The 15,501-nt window shown below is 71.0% G+C and carries 20 protein-coding genes; 14 read left to right on the forward strand and 6 right to left on the reverse strand.

Annotated features, from left to right (window positions below; translation table 11 throughout):
• Positions 1-14: 14 nt before the first annotated feature.
• On the reverse strand, positions 15-1,364 hold the full coding sequence (locus tag ABZV40_RS09405; RefSeq protein ID WP_355437900.1) for an ABC transporter substrate-binding protein: 1,350 nt from the start codon (positions 1,362-1,364) through the stop codon (positions 15-17).
• A gap of 34 nt (positions 1,365-1,398) precedes the next feature.
• Between ABZV40_RS09405 and ABZV40_RS09410 the strand changes: the two genes are divergently transcribed.
• The gene (locus tag ABZV40_RS09410; protein WP_355437902.1) at positions 1,399-2,664 is read left to right on the forward strand and encodes a sensor histidine kinase; all 1,266 of its coding nucleotides are present in this window, start codon (positions 1,399-1,401) and stop codon (positions 2,662-2,664) included.
• The gene (locus tag ABZV40_RS09415; protein ID WP_355437904.1) at positions 2,661-3,308 is read left to right on the forward strand and encodes a response regulator transcription factor; all 648 of its coding nucleotides are present in this window, start codon (positions 2,661-2,663) and stop codon (positions 3,306-3,308) included. The genes ABZV40_RS09410 and ABZV40_RS09415 overlap by 4 nt, the downstream gene beginning before the upstream one ends.
• A gap of 195 nt (positions 3,309-3,503) precedes the next feature.
• Here the strand turns inward: ABZV40_RS09415 and ABZV40_RS09420 are convergent, their stop codons facing one another.
• Complete coding sequence (locus tag ABZV40_RS09420; protein ID WP_355437906.1) at positions 3,504-5,297, reverse strand: ricin-type beta-trefoil lectin domain protein; 1,794 nt, start codon at positions 5,295-5,297, stop codon at positions 3,504-3,506.
• Between the two features lie 134 nt (positions 5,298-5,431).
• Here ABZV40_RS09420 and ABZV40_RS09425 point away from each other — a divergent pair, with 134 nt between their 5' ends.
• The 9 genes from ABZV40_RS09425 to ABZV40_RS09465 all read left to right on the forward strand — a co-directional run bounded on the left by ABZV40_RS09425 (position 5,432) and on the right by ABZV40_RS09465 (position 10,004).
• Entirely contained in the window at positions 5,432-6,430 is a 999-nt protein-coding gene (locus ABZV40_RS09425; protein WP_355437908.1) for a substrate-binding domain-containing protein, read from the forward strand.
• Positions 6,431-6,458: 28 nt separating this feature from the next.
• Positions 6,459-6,902: a DUF6292 family protein gene (locus ABZV40_RS09430; RefSeq protein WP_355437910.1), complete on the forward strand. Its 444-nt coding sequence runs from the start codon at positions 6,459-6,461 to the stop codon at positions 6,900-6,902.
• A gap of 66 nt (positions 6,903-6,968) precedes the next feature.
• Complete coding sequence (locus ABZV40_RS09435; RefSeq protein WP_355437911.1) at positions 6,969-7,148, forward strand: hypothetical protein; 180 nt, start codon at positions 6,969-6,971, stop codon at positions 7,146-7,148.
• A gap of 75 nt (positions 7,149-7,223) precedes the next feature.
• Positions 7,224-7,901 (forward strand): hypothetical protein, encoded by a 678-nt coding sequence (locus ABZV40_RS09440; protein WP_355437913.1) that lies wholly within the window; start codon positions 7,224-7,226, stop codon positions 7,899-7,901.
• Between the two features lie 16 nt (positions 7,902-7,917).
• On the forward strand, positions 7,918-8,304 hold the full coding sequence (locus tag ABZV40_RS09445; RefSeq protein ID WP_355437915.1) for a phage holin family protein: 387 nt from the start codon (positions 7,918-7,920) through the stop codon (positions 8,302-8,304).
• Complete coding sequence (locus tag ABZV40_RS09450) at positions 8,280-8,906, forward strand: DUF3618 domain-containing protein (RefSeq protein ID WP_355437917.1); 627 nt, start codon at positions 8,280-8,282, stop codon at positions 8,904-8,906. The genes ABZV40_RS09445 and ABZV40_RS09450 overlap by 25 nt, the downstream gene beginning before the upstream one ends.
• A 197-nt stretch (positions 8,907-9,103) precedes the next feature.
• Entirely contained in the window at positions 9,104-9,235 is a 132-nt protein-coding gene (locus ABZV40_RS09455) for a hypothetical protein (RefSeq protein WP_355437919.1), read from the forward strand.
• Between the two features lie 3 nt (positions 9,236-9,238).
• Positions 9,239-9,490 carry a hypothetical protein gene (locus tag ABZV40_RS09460; protein WP_355437921.1) on the forward strand — a complete coding sequence of 84 codons (252 nt, stop codon included), beginning with the start codon at positions 9,239-9,241 and terminating at the stop codon, positions 9,488-9,490.
• 19 nt (positions 9,491-9,509) lie between these two features.
• Positions 9,510-10,004: a DUF2231 domain-containing protein gene (locus ABZV40_RS09465; RefSeq protein ID WP_355437923.1), complete on the forward strand. Its 495-nt coding sequence runs from the start codon at positions 9,510-9,512 to the stop codon at positions 10,002-10,004.
• Positions 10,005-10,075: 71 nt separating this feature from the next.
• Here the strand turns inward: ABZV40_RS09465 and ABZV40_RS09470 are convergent, their stop codons facing one another.
• Positions 10,076-10,201, reverse strand: coding sequence for a hypothetical protein (locus ABZV40_RS09470; RefSeq protein ID WP_355437925.1), 126 nt, complete (start codon positions 10,199-10,201; stop codon positions 10,076-10,078).
• 66 nt (positions 10,202-10,267) lie between these two features.
• Between ABZV40_RS09470 and ABZV40_RS09475 the strand changes: the two genes are divergently transcribed.
• Together ABZV40_RS09475 and ABZV40_RS09480 are read left to right on the forward strand one after the other, a co-directional pair.
• Entirely contained in the window at positions 10,268-10,675 is a 408-nt protein-coding gene (locus tag ABZV40_RS09475) for a hypothetical protein (protein WP_355437927.1), read from the forward strand.
• Positions 10,672-11,841 carry a zinc-dependent alcohol dehydrogenase gene (locus tag ABZV40_RS09480; protein ID WP_355437929.1) on the forward strand — a complete coding sequence of 390 codons (1,170 nt, stop codon included), beginning with the start codon at positions 10,672-10,674 and terminating at the stop codon, positions 11,839-11,841. The genes ABZV40_RS09475 and ABZV40_RS09480 overlap by 4 nt, the downstream gene beginning before the upstream one ends.
• Before the next feature lie 7 nt (positions 11,842-11,848).
• On the opposite strand, the gene ABZV40_RS09485 is transcribed toward ABZV40_RS09480, so the two are convergent.
• The 3 genes from ABZV40_RS09485 to ABZV40_RS09495 form a co-directional block, all read right to left on the reverse strand.
• Positions 11,849-12,322, reverse strand: coding sequence for a universal stress protein (locus ABZV40_RS09485; protein ID WP_355437931.1), 474 nt, complete (start codon positions 12,320-12,322; stop codon positions 11,849-11,851).
• Between the two features lie 5 nt (positions 12,323-12,327).
• On the reverse strand, positions 12,328-13,851 hold the full coding sequence (locus ABZV40_RS09490; protein WP_355437947.1) for an MDR family MFS transporter: 1,524 nt from the start codon (positions 13,849-13,851) through the stop codon (positions 12,328-12,330).
• Positions 13,852-13,944: 93 nt separating this feature from the next.
• Complete coding sequence (locus ABZV40_RS09495; RefSeq protein ID WP_355437933.1) at positions 13,945-14,541, reverse strand: short chain dehydrogenase; 597 nt, start codon at positions 14,539-14,541, stop codon at positions 13,945-13,947.
• A gap of 69 nt (positions 14,542-14,610) precedes the next feature.
• On the opposite strand from ABZV40_RS09495, the gene ABZV40_RS09500 reads away from it, so the two are divergent.
• Entirely contained in the window at positions 14,611-15,459 is an 849-nt protein-coding gene (locus ABZV40_RS09500) for a LysR family transcriptional regulator (protein WP_355437935.1), read from the forward strand.
• Positions 15,460-15,501: the final 42 nt, after the last annotated feature.

Consider the following 15,501-nt stretch of genomic DNA (forward strand, 5'->3'; position numbering starts at 1 on the left):
CGGACGACCATAGATCAACGGGCGCGCGTGCCCTTGAGCTTCACCAGTTCCGACTCGTGCAGGCCCTCGACGACCTTGAGCGTGCCGGGCGTCTGAGGGTCCGGCCGGCTCATGTACGACTGGGTCGCGGACGGCCGTCCCACCAGCGAGAACCGCAGCTCGCCGGTGAGGTTCTTCGTCGACAGCCCGGTCGTGTCGTGGAACGCGCGCAGCACCCCGTCGCGGGTCAGATCCCTCTTGCCGCAGGCCTTTTCGAGCACGGCGACGTACGCCATCGCGACGGTGTAGCCGTGCACGGTGTTCAGCGTGCCCTCCTCGCCGGGGAAGCGCTGGTGGTAGCCGTCGCGCAGCTCGCGGACGCCGTCGACGTCGGCGCTCCACGGCGCGACCGGTGAGGTGAGCAGGACCTGCTTGGCGAACACCGGCGCGACCGGTGACTCCATGATCGCCGGGTCGTAGCTGACGGCGCTGGACAGGATCGGCACCGACCAGCCGAGCTGCGCGGCGATGCCCACGGCGGCCGCGGTCTGCGGTGGGGTGAGGCTCAGCACGAGCACCTTGGCGCCGGCGGCCTTCAGGGCGGTGACCTGGTCGAGGAGGCTCGCCGTCGTCTCGGTGACCGCCTGTTCGGAAACCTTCAGGCCCCAGTTCTCGGCGGCGAACCGGCTGCCTTCCAGCGCGTTCTCGCCGAAGCTGCCGCGCAGGTGGAGGTGGCCGATCGTGTCTCCGTTCGCGAGCGCGCCCTCGCGCTTGTAGTGGTCGAGACCGTTGATGACGTCGAGGTCGTAGGTGGTACCGACGATCATCATGTGCGGGTTGCCGAGCAGGGAGGCCGCCCAGGAGCCGGGCACGGTCAGCGCCCGCGTCTGCATCAGGTCGGGCTCGATGGCGGCGGTCATCGGCTGGCCCGCGACGTCGATGAAACCGAGCACCTGCGGTTCGAGCTCGAAATAACCGTCGAGCGCCTTCTGCACGTCGTAAGCGTGGTCCTTCTGCTTCAGCTCGATGCGTCGGCCGCAGACTCCGCCGCGTTTGTTGACAGCGTCGAGATAGAGCTCGTAGCCGCGGATCCGGTAAACCGACGACCCTTTGAACGGACCTGTCATGTCTGTCAACACGCCGAGCGAAATCGATTCAGCGGAGACGCCGGGACCTGTGCGAACAGGTTGTGTCAGCTCGTCATCGGACGCACACGCGGTGGTCGTGGCGAGCAGCAGGGAAGTGGATAAGAATAGATGTCGAATGGACATTCCAGGCCTCGTCGCAGGGGAGGTTACTCGCGGGTAGCGCGCAGTATTGGGTAACAGGTCCGGTGGCGTCCAATTTTGTGGTCCTGAACACCCCGCGAGGTGATTGGTCGCCATTACCGGGCCAAACGCCGCCGGGTACCGTGACCAGGTGGAAGAGCCCGTGTGGGAGGAGTGGCGGCGGCCCGGACCGACGCAGGTCCAACGGCGGCGCGACGTCGGCCTCGCCCTGCTCGTGCTGGTCTGCGCGTTCGAGGCCACCGTACTGATCAACAGCATGGGCGCCTTCGCGTTCGGCCAGGCGCCGGAGCTGCGGGAGCAGCTGGCGTGGGTGCTGCCGATGGCCGTGCCGCTCGTGGTGCGCCGCCGTTGGCCGCTGGCCGTGCTGCTGGTGGTGTCGGCGTTGTTCATCGCCGCGCAGTGGCGGCAGGTCGGCGACAACCTCGTGCCGTCCGCGATCCTCTTCCTCGCGATCTACACCGTCGGCGCGTGGGAGCAGAACCGCCTCGTCGCGCGGTGGTCCCGCATCGGCGTGATCGCGGTGATGTTCCTCTGGCTCGGCTTCGGTCTCGTGCGCGCCCTGATCGGCCCCGAGGCGCACTTCCCGAACGCCTCGGGCCCCATGGACCCGATGCTGGCGTCTGTCTTCTACGGGCTGGAGTTCAACGTCTTCTTCTTCGTCTTCGCTTACGCGGTGGGCGAAATGGCGTGGACGGCCGCGCGCCGCCAGGCCCAGCTGGCGTTCCAGGCGGAGGAGCTGCGCCTGTCGCAGGAACGGAACACCCGTGGCGCCATCGCCGCCGAACGCCTGCGCATCGCCCGCGACCTGCACGACGTCGTGGCGCACCACGTGTCCGTGATGGGCATCCAGGCCGGTGCCGCGCGCCGCGTCCTGGACACCGATCCGGCGACCGCGCGCGACGCGTTGCAGACCGTGGAGCACACGGCGAGGACCGCGATCAACGAGCTGCGCGGGCTGCTGGGCGTGCTGCGGGCGGGCACGGAACCGGAGCTGCGGGCGGCTCCCGGCCTCGACGACCTGCCCGAGCTGTTCGACACCGCCCGCGCCGCCGGTCTGGAGGTCTCGCACGGCGTCTACGGCACGCCACGAGAGGTGCCGCCGGCCGTAGCGCTGTCGGTGTACCGCGTAGTGCAGGAAGCGCTCACGAACGTTGTGAAGCACGCGAGCGCGCAGCACGTCGACGTGCGGATGCGGTTCCTGGAAAGCGCGCTGGAAGTGGAGATCGCCGACGACGGCCGCGGCCAGGCCGCTGCCTCCGGTTCGGGTTTCGGCCTCGTCGGGATGCGCGAACGTCTGGCCGTGCACGGTGGTTCGCTGGAGACAGGGCCACGGCGTGATGCGGGCTACCTGGTGCGTGCATCGCTGCCCACGGTGTCATCGGAGGAGAAGGCGTGAGCTTGCGAGTCGTGCTGGCCGACGACCAGGACCTGGTCCGGGCCGGGTTCCGGGTCATCCTCGGCACCGAGCCGGGCGTCGAGGTGGTCGGCGAGGCGGGCGACGGTGCCGAGGCCGTGTCGCTGGTGGCGTCGCTGCAGCCGGACGTCGTGCTGATGGACGTGCAGATGCCGCGCATGGACGGCCTCGAAGCCACCCGCCGGATCCTGTCCGCGGGCCACGGCACCCGCGTGGTCATCCTGACGACGTTCGACCGCGAGGACTACCTGTTCGAGGCGCTGCGGGCGGGCGCGAGCGGGTTCCTGCTGAAGAACGCCTCACCGGAGGACCTGATCGAGTCCGTGCGGGTGGTGGCCCGCGGCGACGCACTGCTGTCGCCCGAGGTGACCAGGCGGGTGATCGCCCGGTTCAGCGCCTCGTCGCGCGAACGGGTGCGGCCGCCGTCGCTGACCGACCGCGAGTTCGAGGTGCTGGTGGAGCTGGCCAAGGGCGCGTCCAACGCGGAGATCGCGGCCGCGTTGTTCCTGGGGGAGACGACCGTGAAGACGCACGTGTCGCGCGTGCTGGCGAAGCTCGGGCTGCGCGACCGCACGCACGCGGTGGTGTTCGCCTACGAGCAGGGCATCGTGACTCCCGGCGGCTGACCTCGCGGTGCTGTACTGGTGCCGTGGATCCGGTGGACGAGGCGGTGGCCGCCCTCGGCGAGGGCGACTGGGCGCGGCTCAAGCCGCTGCTGCACCCGTACCTGCACTGGACGCGGGACGGGGTGACCGTCCGCGGCCGCACGAAGGTGCTGGTGCATCTCGCCGGCGTGCCCGCGACCGGCTGGCCCGCCGGCCTCACGCGGGCACGGTCCACCGCTGGTCGGCACCGCCGGTGCAGGACCAGATCTGCAGCTTCGCGCCATCGGCGGTGTTGTTGCCGACGACGTCGAGGCACTTGCCGCTGCCCACGTTCACCAGCGTCCCGTTCGACGCGGTCCAGCGCTGGTTCGCGCCGCCGAAGCAGTCCCACAGCTGGACCGGTGTGCCGTCCGCGGTCCCGTCGCCGGTGACGTCGAGGCACTTGCCCGGCCCGCGGACGGTGCCGTCGGACGGCAGCGTCCACGTCTGGTTCCGGTTGCCGGGGAAGCACGTCCACAGCTGCGGCCGGTTTCCGTTGACCGTCGAGCCGTCGGTGACGTCCAGGCACTTGCCGCCCGGGCCGGTGATCCGGCCGGTGCGGCCGGGATCGAGCGTGCCGGGCCAGGTGAACGTGGCCATGGCGTCGGCGGGCAGGGTGTAGCCGAACGTCTGACCGCCGTAGGAGACGCGGAAGTCCTGCGTGCCGCCGGAGTTCAGCGCGACGAGGACGATCCGGCCGTCGGGGTTGCGGAAGGCCACGTTCTGGATGCCGCCCTCGCCGTACCCGGTCGAGTCGATGCGGACCGCGCCCGGCTGCACGAACTTCGACAGGTGGCCCAGCACGTAGTACTCGGCGTTGTAGGTGACGTTGCCGCCGTTGGTGGTGACGACGCCCGTGCAGTTGCCGCAGCTGCCGATGACCGGGCCGTGGTTGTCGTCCAGGGCCATGTTCCAGATGGCGACGCTGCGTGCCCAGTTGCGGGTGGCGCCGATGGCGAGGTTGATGCCCTGCCACCGCAACGTGTCGCGGAACGTCGCCGCGTCGTCGCCGGACGTCGTGCCGGAGCACTCGGTGAAGAAGACGTCCTTGCCGGGCTGGGCGTTGTGCACCACCGACTGTCCACTCGGGTCGCCGCGGTAGCAGTGCCACGCGGAACCGATGACGTTGCCGCCCGCGCCGTTGTTCACCGTCTGCGGGTAGGTCGTGTCGTCCCAGTTGTGGTCGTAGCCCAGGATGCGGGCGTTCTGGCCGGCCGCCCGCAGCTTCGGCGCCAGCGTGTTGATCACGTCGACCTGTTGCTGCGCACCCATCCTCATACCGGGGTAGCCCGGCGGCTCGAAGTTCGGCTCGTTCTGCACGCTCAGGTAGTCGATCGGCGCGCCCGCCGCCTGGTAGGCCTGGGTGAACCTGACCAGGTAGTCGGCGTAGACGCCGATCCTGCCGTCCTGCAACGAACCGCCGATGAGGCTGCCGCTGGTCTTCATCCACGCCGGGGCGCTCCACGGCGTGGCCATGATCTTCAGCTGCGGGTTGAGCTGCTTGGCCTGCCGGACCAGCGGCAGGACGTAGGCGTCGTCGTGGGCGGTGGAGAACCGCGACAGCGTCGGGTCCGCCGCGCCGTCGTCGTAGGTGTAGAAGCTGCGCGAGAAGTCGGTCGCGCCGATCGGCTGGCGCAGGAAGCTCAGGCCGATGCCGGTGCTCCTGCCGAAGAGCTGGTTCATGATCTCGTCACGGCGCGGCGAGTTGAAGACGTTCCACGCGGCCGAGTCGGTGAACGACGCGCCGAAGCCGACCACGGACTGGTAGGTGGTGCCGGGGTCGACCGTGATCGTCGGACCGCTGCCGCCCGAGCCGAACGACACGTCGGCCTGCTGCCGCAACAGGTTCGAGCGGTCGGCCGTGGTGAGCCACACGCTCGCGCCGGTCGCGGCGGTCGCCGACGGGGTGGCCAGTCCCGCCAGCACGACGGTGGAGACGATCATCAAGCCGCGCAACCGCGTCGTCGTCATCGACATAGCGCTCCTCGCAGGGTTCGGACGCCCGTGTAACACTGGTTCTTCACCATGTAACGCTTGCTTTCAGGATGAAACACCCGCTGATACCGACGGTCAACGGTCTGGGCGAGTTCCGGTACATTGACCTGGTGGAACGCAAGATCGAGAACGTGAAACAGCGCGCGAGTCTCCGTGCCATCGCCGCGGAGACCGGCGTCTCGGTCGCGACCGTTTCGCGTGTGCTCAACGACCACGTCAACGTCGCCCCGCGCACCCGTGACCTGGTGCTTCAGGCCTTGGAACGGCGCAGGCACGAGACACGGGTCAGGACCGTCTACGTCCGCTGCCCGTACGTGCTCACCGACTACTTCGGCCTGATCGTCTCCTCGATCGCGGAGACGCTGAAGCTGCACGGCCTGCGCCTGCTGCTGGACGCGGGCGAGTCCGGCCGGCACACCGACGCGTTGCGCGGCCTGCCCGCCGAGCCCGGTGTCGACGCCGCGATCCTCATCCTGCCGCCGGAGGAGGGCGACGCGCTGGTCGCGCTGGCGCGGTCCGGTTTCCCGTTCGTCGTGGTCGACCCGCGCACGCCGCCGCCACCGGACATCGCCGCCGTCTCGGCCGCGCACTCGTCCGGCGCGCGGGCCGTGGCCGACCACCTGATCGGCCTGGGGCACCGCGACATCGGCGTGATCGCGGGACCGGAGGAGTGGCTCGCGGGCGACGCGCGGCTCGCCGGGCACCGGGCCGCCCTGGCCAAGGCGGGCGTCCTGCTGACCCCGGACCGCCTGCGGCACGTCGAACCCACGACCGCGCAGGGCAGGCGCGCGGCCGCGGAGCTGCTCGACTCCGCGCCCCGGCCGACCGCGATCGTCTGCTTCAACGACAAGGTCGCGGTGGGCACGTTGCAGGCCGCGCGGGACCGCGGGCTGCGGGTGCCGGAGGACCTGTCGGTGGCCGGGTTCGACGACATCGACCTCGCGGAGGCGACCGATCCGCGGCTCACGACCGTGCGGCAGCCGTTGCAGGAGATGGGCAGCATCGCCGTCACGCAGCTGATGCGGGTGCTGGACGGCCATCGGCCCGAGGCGTTGCACATCGAGCTGGCGACGACGCTGGTCGTCCGGGAGTCGACCGCCGCGCCGTAGTTTGCCCACACCCCGCAGGGGTATCCAGGTGGCGGAGGGTGTTCGGCCGACGGAGGCACTCGCAATGGACCTGGACCGCGACCTGGATCTCGACTTCGACAGCGATTTTCTCTCGCGCCGGGTTCGGCATTACGTGCGCGAGGTCGTCACGGGGCTCGGACTGAGCGGTGACAGCTCGTTCGTCGAGATCGACCCGCGCGCCGCCGCCTACGTGGCACTGGACGGCCGCCTGCCCGACTTCCCCGACCACTACGTGGCGCTGCTGTGGAACGAGCTGAGCGGCTGGAGCGCGGCGGTCGAGGACCGGTTCGGCGAACTGGTGGAGGTCGCGCGGCTCGGTGGAGAACCGCGGCCGCCGGCCACCGCGGTGGTGCGCTGGGTGTCGGGCCTGCTGCGCAAGGAGCAGGCGGACGAGGCCAACCGCGACTTCGCCGCGTTCGTGCCGTCGCAGCGCGGCACCGTTCTCTCCTGACTCGCTTCGCCCGCAACCGACCGGGTGAAAGCGTTCACACGCGCCGCATCGGGGTAGCCGTCCGGCATGAGCACCGAACGGCAGTACGACGACGCGAGCCGCACCTCGTTGGAGGAAGCGGAATCCGCGAACGACGAGACCACGCCGGGTCGCAGCGGGTCCGGCTCCACCCATCCCGAGCCGAACCCCACCGGCAACGTCGGCCTGTCCGACTTCTCCGTGTCCGACGATCCGGACCGAGGCTGAGCCCGGCCTCGTTTGCGCGGCCCTCCGCCGGGTAGCTCGTGGGCCAGGACACGACTACGAGCTGAGGAGTCGGCCGTGACCGAAAACCAGATGGGCGGGGTGCGCAGCGCGGCCCAGGACGAGGGTTCCGAGGTGGCGCAGCACGCGAAACAAGCCGCGGAACAGGTCGGGAGCACAGTTCGCGACCAGGCCTCGCACGTGACCCACGAGACCGCCGCACAGGCTCGCAACGTCGTTCGCGACGTGCGGGAGCGTGTTGCGGCGGAGGCGGAGGACCAGGCGGTGCGGGTGTCGAAGCAGCTCGGCCGCATCGCGGACGAGCTGGGTGAGATGGCGAGCACCGCGCCGCCGAGCTCGATGACGGCGGGTGCGATCCGCGGCGCCGCCGACACCAGCAGGCAGGCCGCGCGGTTCCTCGACGAACGGGGTGCGCAGGGCCTGCTCGACTCGGCGCGGGACTACGCGCGGCGCAAGCCCGGCACGTTCCTGCTGGGTGCCGCCGTGGCGGGGTTCCTGGTCGGCAGGATCGCGAAGAGCGCGACGGGTGGTGAACCGAGCCGGCCGCGGTCGCAGGGCGGCGGGGTCGTGCCGGTGGCGTCGGAACGTTCTGACGTGGCACCGGAGTTCGGTGCGCCGGGCGCTGTGCCGGTGGCGTCGGAAACTCCCGCGGTGGCACCGGACCACGGCGCGCCGCTGACGCCGAGCGCGTCGCCTGCCGTGCCCGCGGCGGGGGTGCCGCATGTCGAGCCCTGAGGTGCCACCGTCGCGAATGGACACCACGGGCGAGTCGCTCGGCGACCTGGTCGCCGAGCTGACCGGTGACCTGTCCAAGCTGATGCGGCAGGAGCTGGAGCTCGCCAAGGCCGAGATCCGGCAGGAGGCCGTGAAGGCGGGCAAGGCGACCGGGATGCTCGCGGCCGCCGGGTTCGCGGGCTACCTGACCACCGTGCTGCTGAGCCTCGCGCTGGTGTTCGCGCTCGGCGCGGTCATGCCGCTGGGCTGGGCCGCGCTGATCGTCGCGGCGCTCTGGGGGATCGCGGGCGCGGTCCTCTACTCGACCGGTCGCGCCCGGCTGCGCACCGTCAACCCGACCCCCGAACGCACCGTGGAAACCCTGAAGGAGGACGCGGAATGGGCGAAACACCCGACCAAATAAGGCGTGACATCGAGGTGACCCGCGGCGAGCTGCGGGCCGACGCCAACCGGTTGGTCGAGCACACCAGTCCCAAGGCCATCGCCGGCCGGCAGGTCCGCGGCGTGCGGCGGGGACTGGCCGCGATGAGGGAGAGAGTGATGGGCACCGCCACGCACGCCGCGTCGACCGTCCGCGAGCAGGGCCAGGAGACCGGGCAGGCCGTCGCCGAACGGGCGGAGCAGGCGGCGCACGCGGTGCAGGAAGCGCCGCAGCGAGTTGCCCGGCAGACGCAGGGCAGCCCGCTCGCGGCCGGGCTGATCGCGTTCGGCAGCGGCCTGCTGCTGGCGGCGGTGCTGCCCCGCACGGACGCCGAACAGCAGGCGGTGCGGCAGTTCTCCGACAGCTTCGGCGACGCGCTGGAACCGGCCAAGGAGGCGATGGCGGAGTCGGCGCAGCACCTCAAGGAGGACGTGCGGTCCTCCGTCGGCGACGCGGCGGACGAGGTGAAGCAGGTCGCCTCGGACGCCGCGCAGACCACGGCCGAGCAGACGAAGCAAGCGGCCCAGGACGTCGGCGGGCACGCCCGCGAGTCCGGGCAGCGGGTGGCCGGCGAGGCCACCTGACCTGACCGCCACGACGGCGAGCGAGTCCCGCGGTGCGGCGAAGCTGCCCGGCACGTCGGTGCCGGGCAGGCACGCGCTGGGACCCGGTGGACCGCCTGCTGCCTCCCCACCACGAGTACCGGGAGGCGGCGGGCGGTTCGGCCGGGCGGAGCGGGGTATGCCGCAGTCGACATCCCTGGTGGCGAAGGAGAAACGTCATGACCGAACCCAGGCAGGACGAGGTGGAACGCGATGTGGCCGAGGAACAGACCCCGGCCGAGGAAGAAGCACCGAGCGGTCCGGGCGCCGGCCTCGACGGCGGCGGTCGCTACGGCGACGACGACGGCTGAGCGATGCCCGTTCCCGTGCAGAAGCTGAAACTGCTGCTCCAGTCGACCCGTCCGGAGGCGGCGCTGGTGCTCGTCGCCGGCAGCTACGTGGTGGCGGGCGGCCCCGAGCTCGCCACCGAGGCCCTGCGCGGCGCATTGCGCGTCGTGACCAGGGCTGAACTGCTCGACCGGGTCGGCGGCTGGCCGGTCACCGAGCAGGACCTCGAACAGGCCGCCGCGACGCTCACCTCCGCCGTCGACAACCGCGGCGGTTGAGCACCAGAGGAGCACTCCCATGCGCAGTCGTGTTCGTGCCGCCGGCCACGCCGTCCACCCGATCCTGATCGTGTTCCCGCTCGGCCTGCTGACCACGTCGGCCGGTTTCGACGTGCTGTACCTGATCACGGACCGGGTGAGCTTCGGCTTCACCGCCGCCCACCTGATCGCCGCGGGTGTGCTGACGGGTCTGCTCACCGCGGCGACCGGCTGGCTGGACTGGTGGCTCGTCACGCCGCGCGGCACCCGTGCGCGCCGGATCGGGCTGCTGCACGGGCTGGTGAACGCCACCGTGCTGGTGCTGTTCGCGGTGAGCTGGTTGCTGCGGCTGAGTCAGCAGGACTGGACGCCGACGTGGCCCGCGCTGGTCGCGGCCTGGCTCGGCGTGCTCGTGGCCGGAGCAGGCGGCTGGCTCGGCGGAGAACTGGTCGAGCGGCTCGGCATCAGCGTGGAGGAGGACGCGCACCCGGACGCGCCCAGCTCGTTGGGCGGTGCCGCCGCATCACGCCGGTGAGTCCGCCGGCGCGGGCACAGCAACCGCGCCGGCGGTGATCACCGGAGTGGCTCTCGCGACCGGACCGCAGGTCAGTCCGGCGGTTCGCTCGGATCGCCGGTGGTCTCCTCGGCCACGTCGGGTTCCTCGGTGTCGAGGTCGTCGAGGCTCGGCGTGCCGGGGGAGTGCGGGGCTTCGGGGTTGGCCGGATCGGTCATGCCGCCCGGTTACCCGGTGCGGCCACGGGTACTCCTGGCACTCGTGCTTCCGAGAGAGGCTGTTACATGAACACAGCAGGGAAAGCGCTCCTCGCCGCTGGGGTGGCGACCGCGGTCGCGGTGGTCAGGCGGCGCCGTGCGCCCCGCCCCGACGACTCCGGACGCCGGTTGGCGGTGACGGTCGACCGCGCACCGGAGGAGGTCCAGTCGTCGCTGCAGGAGGAACTGGCGCGCTGGCGGGACCGGGCCGAGATCAGCATCCGGCCAGCCGCGGGCGACAAGGGCACCGAGCTGGTCGTCACGCCCATCGGCGACGTGTCACGTCATGAGCTGAGGCTCGCGTTGCGGCGGGCGAAGTCCGTGCTGGAGGCGGGTGAGGTCGTCCAGCCCGACACGGCGCCCACGCATCCGGGTCCGCTGGGCAAGGCGCTGCGGCTCGTCACGAGCCGGGCCGGCGGCGGTGGTCGGCTGTGAAGGCGTTGTGCTGGGAGGGGATCAACGACGTCCGGGTGCAGGACGTGCCCGACCCCCGGTTGCTGAACGACCAGGACATGATCCTCAAGGTCCGGCTGAGCACCGTGTGCGGCTCGGACCTGCACCTGCTCACCGGGCACATCCCGTTCATGCAGGCGGGAGACGTGATCGGGCACGAGTTCATGGGCGAGGTGGTGGAGGTCGGTCCCGGCGTCACCCGGCACCGGCCGGGCGACCGGGTCGTCGTGTGCTCGTTCATCGTCTGCGGGCGGTGCTGGTACTGCCGCAACGAGCTGTACTCGTTGTGCGACAACACCAACACCAATCCGGCGATCACGCAGCACCTGTGGGGCGCCGATCCCGGCGGGATCTTCGGCTACTCGCACGCGATGGGAGGCTTCCGCGGCAGCCACGCCGAGTACGTGCGCGTACCGTTCGCCGACCACACGGCCATCCCGATCCCCGAGGCCGTGGACGACATGAGCGCCCTGTTCGCGTCGGACTCGGTGCCGACGGGCTGGATGGGCGCGGAGCTGGGCGGGGTCAAACCGGGTGACGTCGTCGCCGTGTGGGGCTGCGGTGCCGTGGGCCAGATGGCCGCCCGCGCGGCCCAGCTGCTCGGTGCCGAACGCGTGCTCGTGATCGACCGCTTCGACTACCGGTTGCGGCAGGCCGAACTGGCGTACGGCGTCGAGACGATCAACTACGCCAACACTTCCGTCGGCGACGCGCTGCTGGAGGCCACCGGTGGCCGCGGCCCGGACGTGTGCATCGAGGCGGTCGGCTGCGAAGCGCACTCCACCGGTCCGCAGTACGCCTACGACCAGGTGAAGAGCAAGCTGAAGCTGGAGATGGACCGCCCGATCGCGGTGCGCGAGGCCATCTACCACTGCCGCAAGGGCGGATCGGTGTTCGTGCTGGGCGTCTTCACCGGCCTGGTCGACAAGTTCCCGTTGGGCGCCTTGATGAACAAGGGGCTGACCGTGCGCGGCGCGCAGCAGCACGGGCAGCGCTACATCCCGATGTTGTTGGACCGCATCGCTTCCGGCGAGCTCGTCACCAGTCACCTCGCGACGCACGTCATGCCGCTCAGCGAAGGCGCGCGCGGCTACGAGCTGTTCAAGAAGAAGGAAGACGACTGCGTGCGCTCGGTCTTCCGGCTGTAGTGACGGATCACGGCACCACGAGCACCGGCCAGTGACCCGACCTGATCAGCTTCGTGGCCACCGACCCGGCGAACCGGTGCCCCGCCTGCTGGGACGCCCCGACCACCACCATGTCGGCCTGGCACCGGTCCGCCGAGTCCTTGAGGATCGTGTACGGGTCGCCGAACGTCTTCACGAACGTCACCGGCACGCCGAGCTCCTCCGCCGCGGCACGGATCTGGCCGCTCAGCTCGGCGTGCAGCCGCGCGGTCGCCTCGTGCTCGAACACCGACGCGACGGCCGGGCTGAGCGCCGCCAGGGTGGAGTGGCTCGCCACGAACGTGACCACCAGCCGGGCGCTCCCTCGGCGGGCCATGCCGAACGCGAAGGCGGCGGCGCGCATCGCGGTGTCGGAACCGTCCACGCCCACCAGGACGGTGCGCGCGGACGGTTCCGGCCGCGGGCCGAAGGAGTCCACTGTGGATTCGAACGCGTTCGTCATCGTCGTCATCGCACGGTCGCCGAGTCCTTTTCCTTCTGTTCCAGGTCGATGGTGGTGCGCAGCGTGATCGGCCTGAGCAGCAGCGCCGCGATCACGCCGACCACGCCGACGGCCGCGGAGATCAGGAAGATGTGCGCGGTCGCGTCGCCGTAGACGGTGTGCACGACGGTCTGCACCTGCGGCGGCAGGGCTTTGAGGTTCAACGCGCTGGTGCTGCCGGTCGACTGGCCCGCCGGGACGTGCAGCGCGGCGGAGAGGTCGGCCGTGACGCGGTTGGCCAGGACGGCGCCGAGCACCGACACGCCGATCGTGCCGCCCAGCGACCGGAAGAACGTCACGGACGCGCTGGCGGCGCCCAGTTCGCTCAGGGGCACGCTGTTCTGCACGGCCAGCACGAGGTTCTGCATGGTCATGCCGACACCGATGCCGACCACGGCCATCGCGACGCCGACGAGCCACAGGGCCGTGTCGTGGTCGATCAGGCCGAGCCCGAGGAAGCCCAGGACCAGGATGACCGTGCCGGACACGATGTAGGGCTTGACGGCGCCGGAGCGGCTGATCAGGCGCCCGGAGATCGTGGACGACACGAGCACGCCCGCCATCAGCGGGATGGTCAGCAGACCGGCCTGGGTCGGGGTGTAGCCGCGGCCGATCTGGAAGTACTGGCCGAGGAACACCGCGCCGCCGTACATCGCCATGCCGACCGCGAGCGAGGCGATGATCGCGAGCGCGGGCGTGCGCCGGACGACGATGTGCAGTGGCACCACGGGTTCGCTGACGCGCAGCTCGACCAGGACGGCCGCGCCGAGCAGCACCAGACCGCCGGCGACCATCGCCGCGGTCTGCCACGACAGCCAGCCGAACGAGTTGCCCACGAACGACACCCAGATCAGCAGCACGCTCACGCCCGCGGCGATCAGCGTCGCGCCGAGGTAGTCGATGCGCACGTTCTCGCGGCGCACGGTCTGCAGCTTCAGCGTGGCCTGCAGCACCACGAACGCGATCGCGGCGATCGGCACGGCGACCCAGAAGCACCAGCGCCAGCCGAGCCACGACACGTCCACGATCAGGCCGCCGAGCAGCGGGCCGCCGACCGTAGCGACCGCCATGACCGCGCCGAGGTAGCCGTTGTAGCGGCCGCGTTCGCGCGGCGGGATGATCGCCGCGATCACGACCTGCACCAGCGCCTGCAGACCGCCGACACCGACGCCCTGGAACGCGCGGGCGGCGATCAGCTGACCGGTGTCCTGGCTGAGCCCGCTGAGCAGCGAGCCCGCAACGAAGATCACGATCGCCGCCTGGACCAGCGTCTTCTTGTTGAACAGGTCGGCGAGCTTGCCCCAGACGGGGGTGGTGGCCGTCGCCGTGAGCAGGGTGGCGGTGACCACCCACGTGTACTGCGTCTGGGTGCCGTTCAGCGAGCCGATGATGCGCGGCAGCGCGGTGGACACCACCGTGGAGCTGACCATCGCCACGAACAGCGCGAGCAGCAGCCCGGACAGCGACTCGAGCACCTGGCGGTGCCCCATCGCCTGAGTTTCGATCTTCACGTCCCGCCCCTTCGTCACCCCAATTCTTGCGCGTCGTGCAAATTTGCGCAACGAGCAACTTGGGGAAGGGGTCTAGAGCGTGTAGATCTGGCCGGTCTGCCGTCCCTCGATCGACCGGACGTAGGCTTGCGCCACGTCCGCCAGCGGCACCGGCTTCATGCCGGGGAAGAAGTCGCCGTAGACGTCCATCGCCTCGGTGAACACGGTCGGGCTCACCGCATTGATGCGCTGCGGTGCGATCTCGATGGCGGCCGCGCGCACGAACGCCTCCACCGCGCCGTTGGCCAGCGACGCGGCAGCACCGGTGACGATCGGTTCGCGGGTGAGCACCCCGGTGATGAGCGTGAACGAACCGTGCGGCGCCACGTGGGTGAGGCCTTCCTTCACGAGCGCGACCTGGGACAGGACCTTGCCGGTCACCGCGGCCTGGTAGTCCTGCACGGTCAGCTCGGCCAGCGGCTTGAACGGCACGCTGCCCGCGGCCGACGCGACCGCGTCGACCTGGCCGACGGTCTGGTACAGCTCGGCCACCTGGGCCGGGTCGGTCACGTCGTACTGCAGGTCGCCGCCGGTGCGGGAGACGGTCACGACGTCGTGCTTGCGCGCGACGAGCTCCTGGTGCACGGCGGTGCCCAGCAGGCCGGTCGCTCCTACGAGCAGAATCCTCATGCCTCCGACGTTAGAGCTCCCCGGCCGGGCACGGAAATGCCGTTCGCGCAGCACTTATGATCGGCGGTCATGAATGTCGAGCTGCGTCACCTGCGGGCGCTCGCCGCGATCGGCGACCACCGCTCGATCACCGCCGCCGCGCAGGAGCTGCACGTCACGCAGCCCGCCCTGTCCCGCACGCTGGAGCAACTGGAACGCCGCCTGGGCGTGCGCCTGGTCGACCGCACGACCCGGCACGTGGCGCTGACCGACACCGGCCGGCGCCTGTGGGAGCACAGCCACCGCATCCTCGCCGAGCTCGACACGGCCCTGGCCGAGGCCGTCCAGCCGCAACCGTTGCGGCTGACCTTCGCCTGGGCCGCGCTCGGCCGGTTCACCATCCCGTTCCTGCGCGAATGGCGCGCCGAGCACCCGGACGTCCTCGTGCGCATCCGGCGCTGCGACGACCCGGAGGCGGCGCTGCGGCGCGGCGAGGCGGACGTGGCGGTGCTGCGCACCAAGCCGTCCGGTGCGGGCGTCGGCCACGTGGCGTTGATCGAGGAACCCCGTCTGGCCGCGGTCGCGGACGACCACCCGCTGGCCGCGCACGACGCGATCACCCTCGGCGACCTCTCGGGCGAGGTCGTCTCCGTGTGCGAGACGGCCGCGACGACCACCGCCGACCTGTGGCCCGTCGGCGCGCGGCCGCGCACGGTGGACGTGCCCGGCGTGGTCGAGTGGCTGACGTCGATCGCGACCGGCGCGACGGTCGGCGTCACGGCCGCCGGGACCAGCCACCACAACCCGCACCCCGGCGTCACCTACCTGCCGCTGGCCGACGCCGACCCCGTGACCGTGCACCTGGCCTGGCCGTCCCCGCCGGCGCACCCGTCGACCGAGGCGTTCGTGGCGCTGGCGCAACGCCACCTGGCCCGCTGAGCGCGCTCGCCGTCGATGAAGGGCGCCTTCATCCACTCCAGG

This window comes from Lentzea sp. NPDC004782, assembly GCF_040609115.1.
In the GTDB taxonomy this organism is placed as follows: Bacteria; Actinomycetota; Actinomycetes; order Mycobacteriales; family Pseudonocardiaceae; genus Lentzea.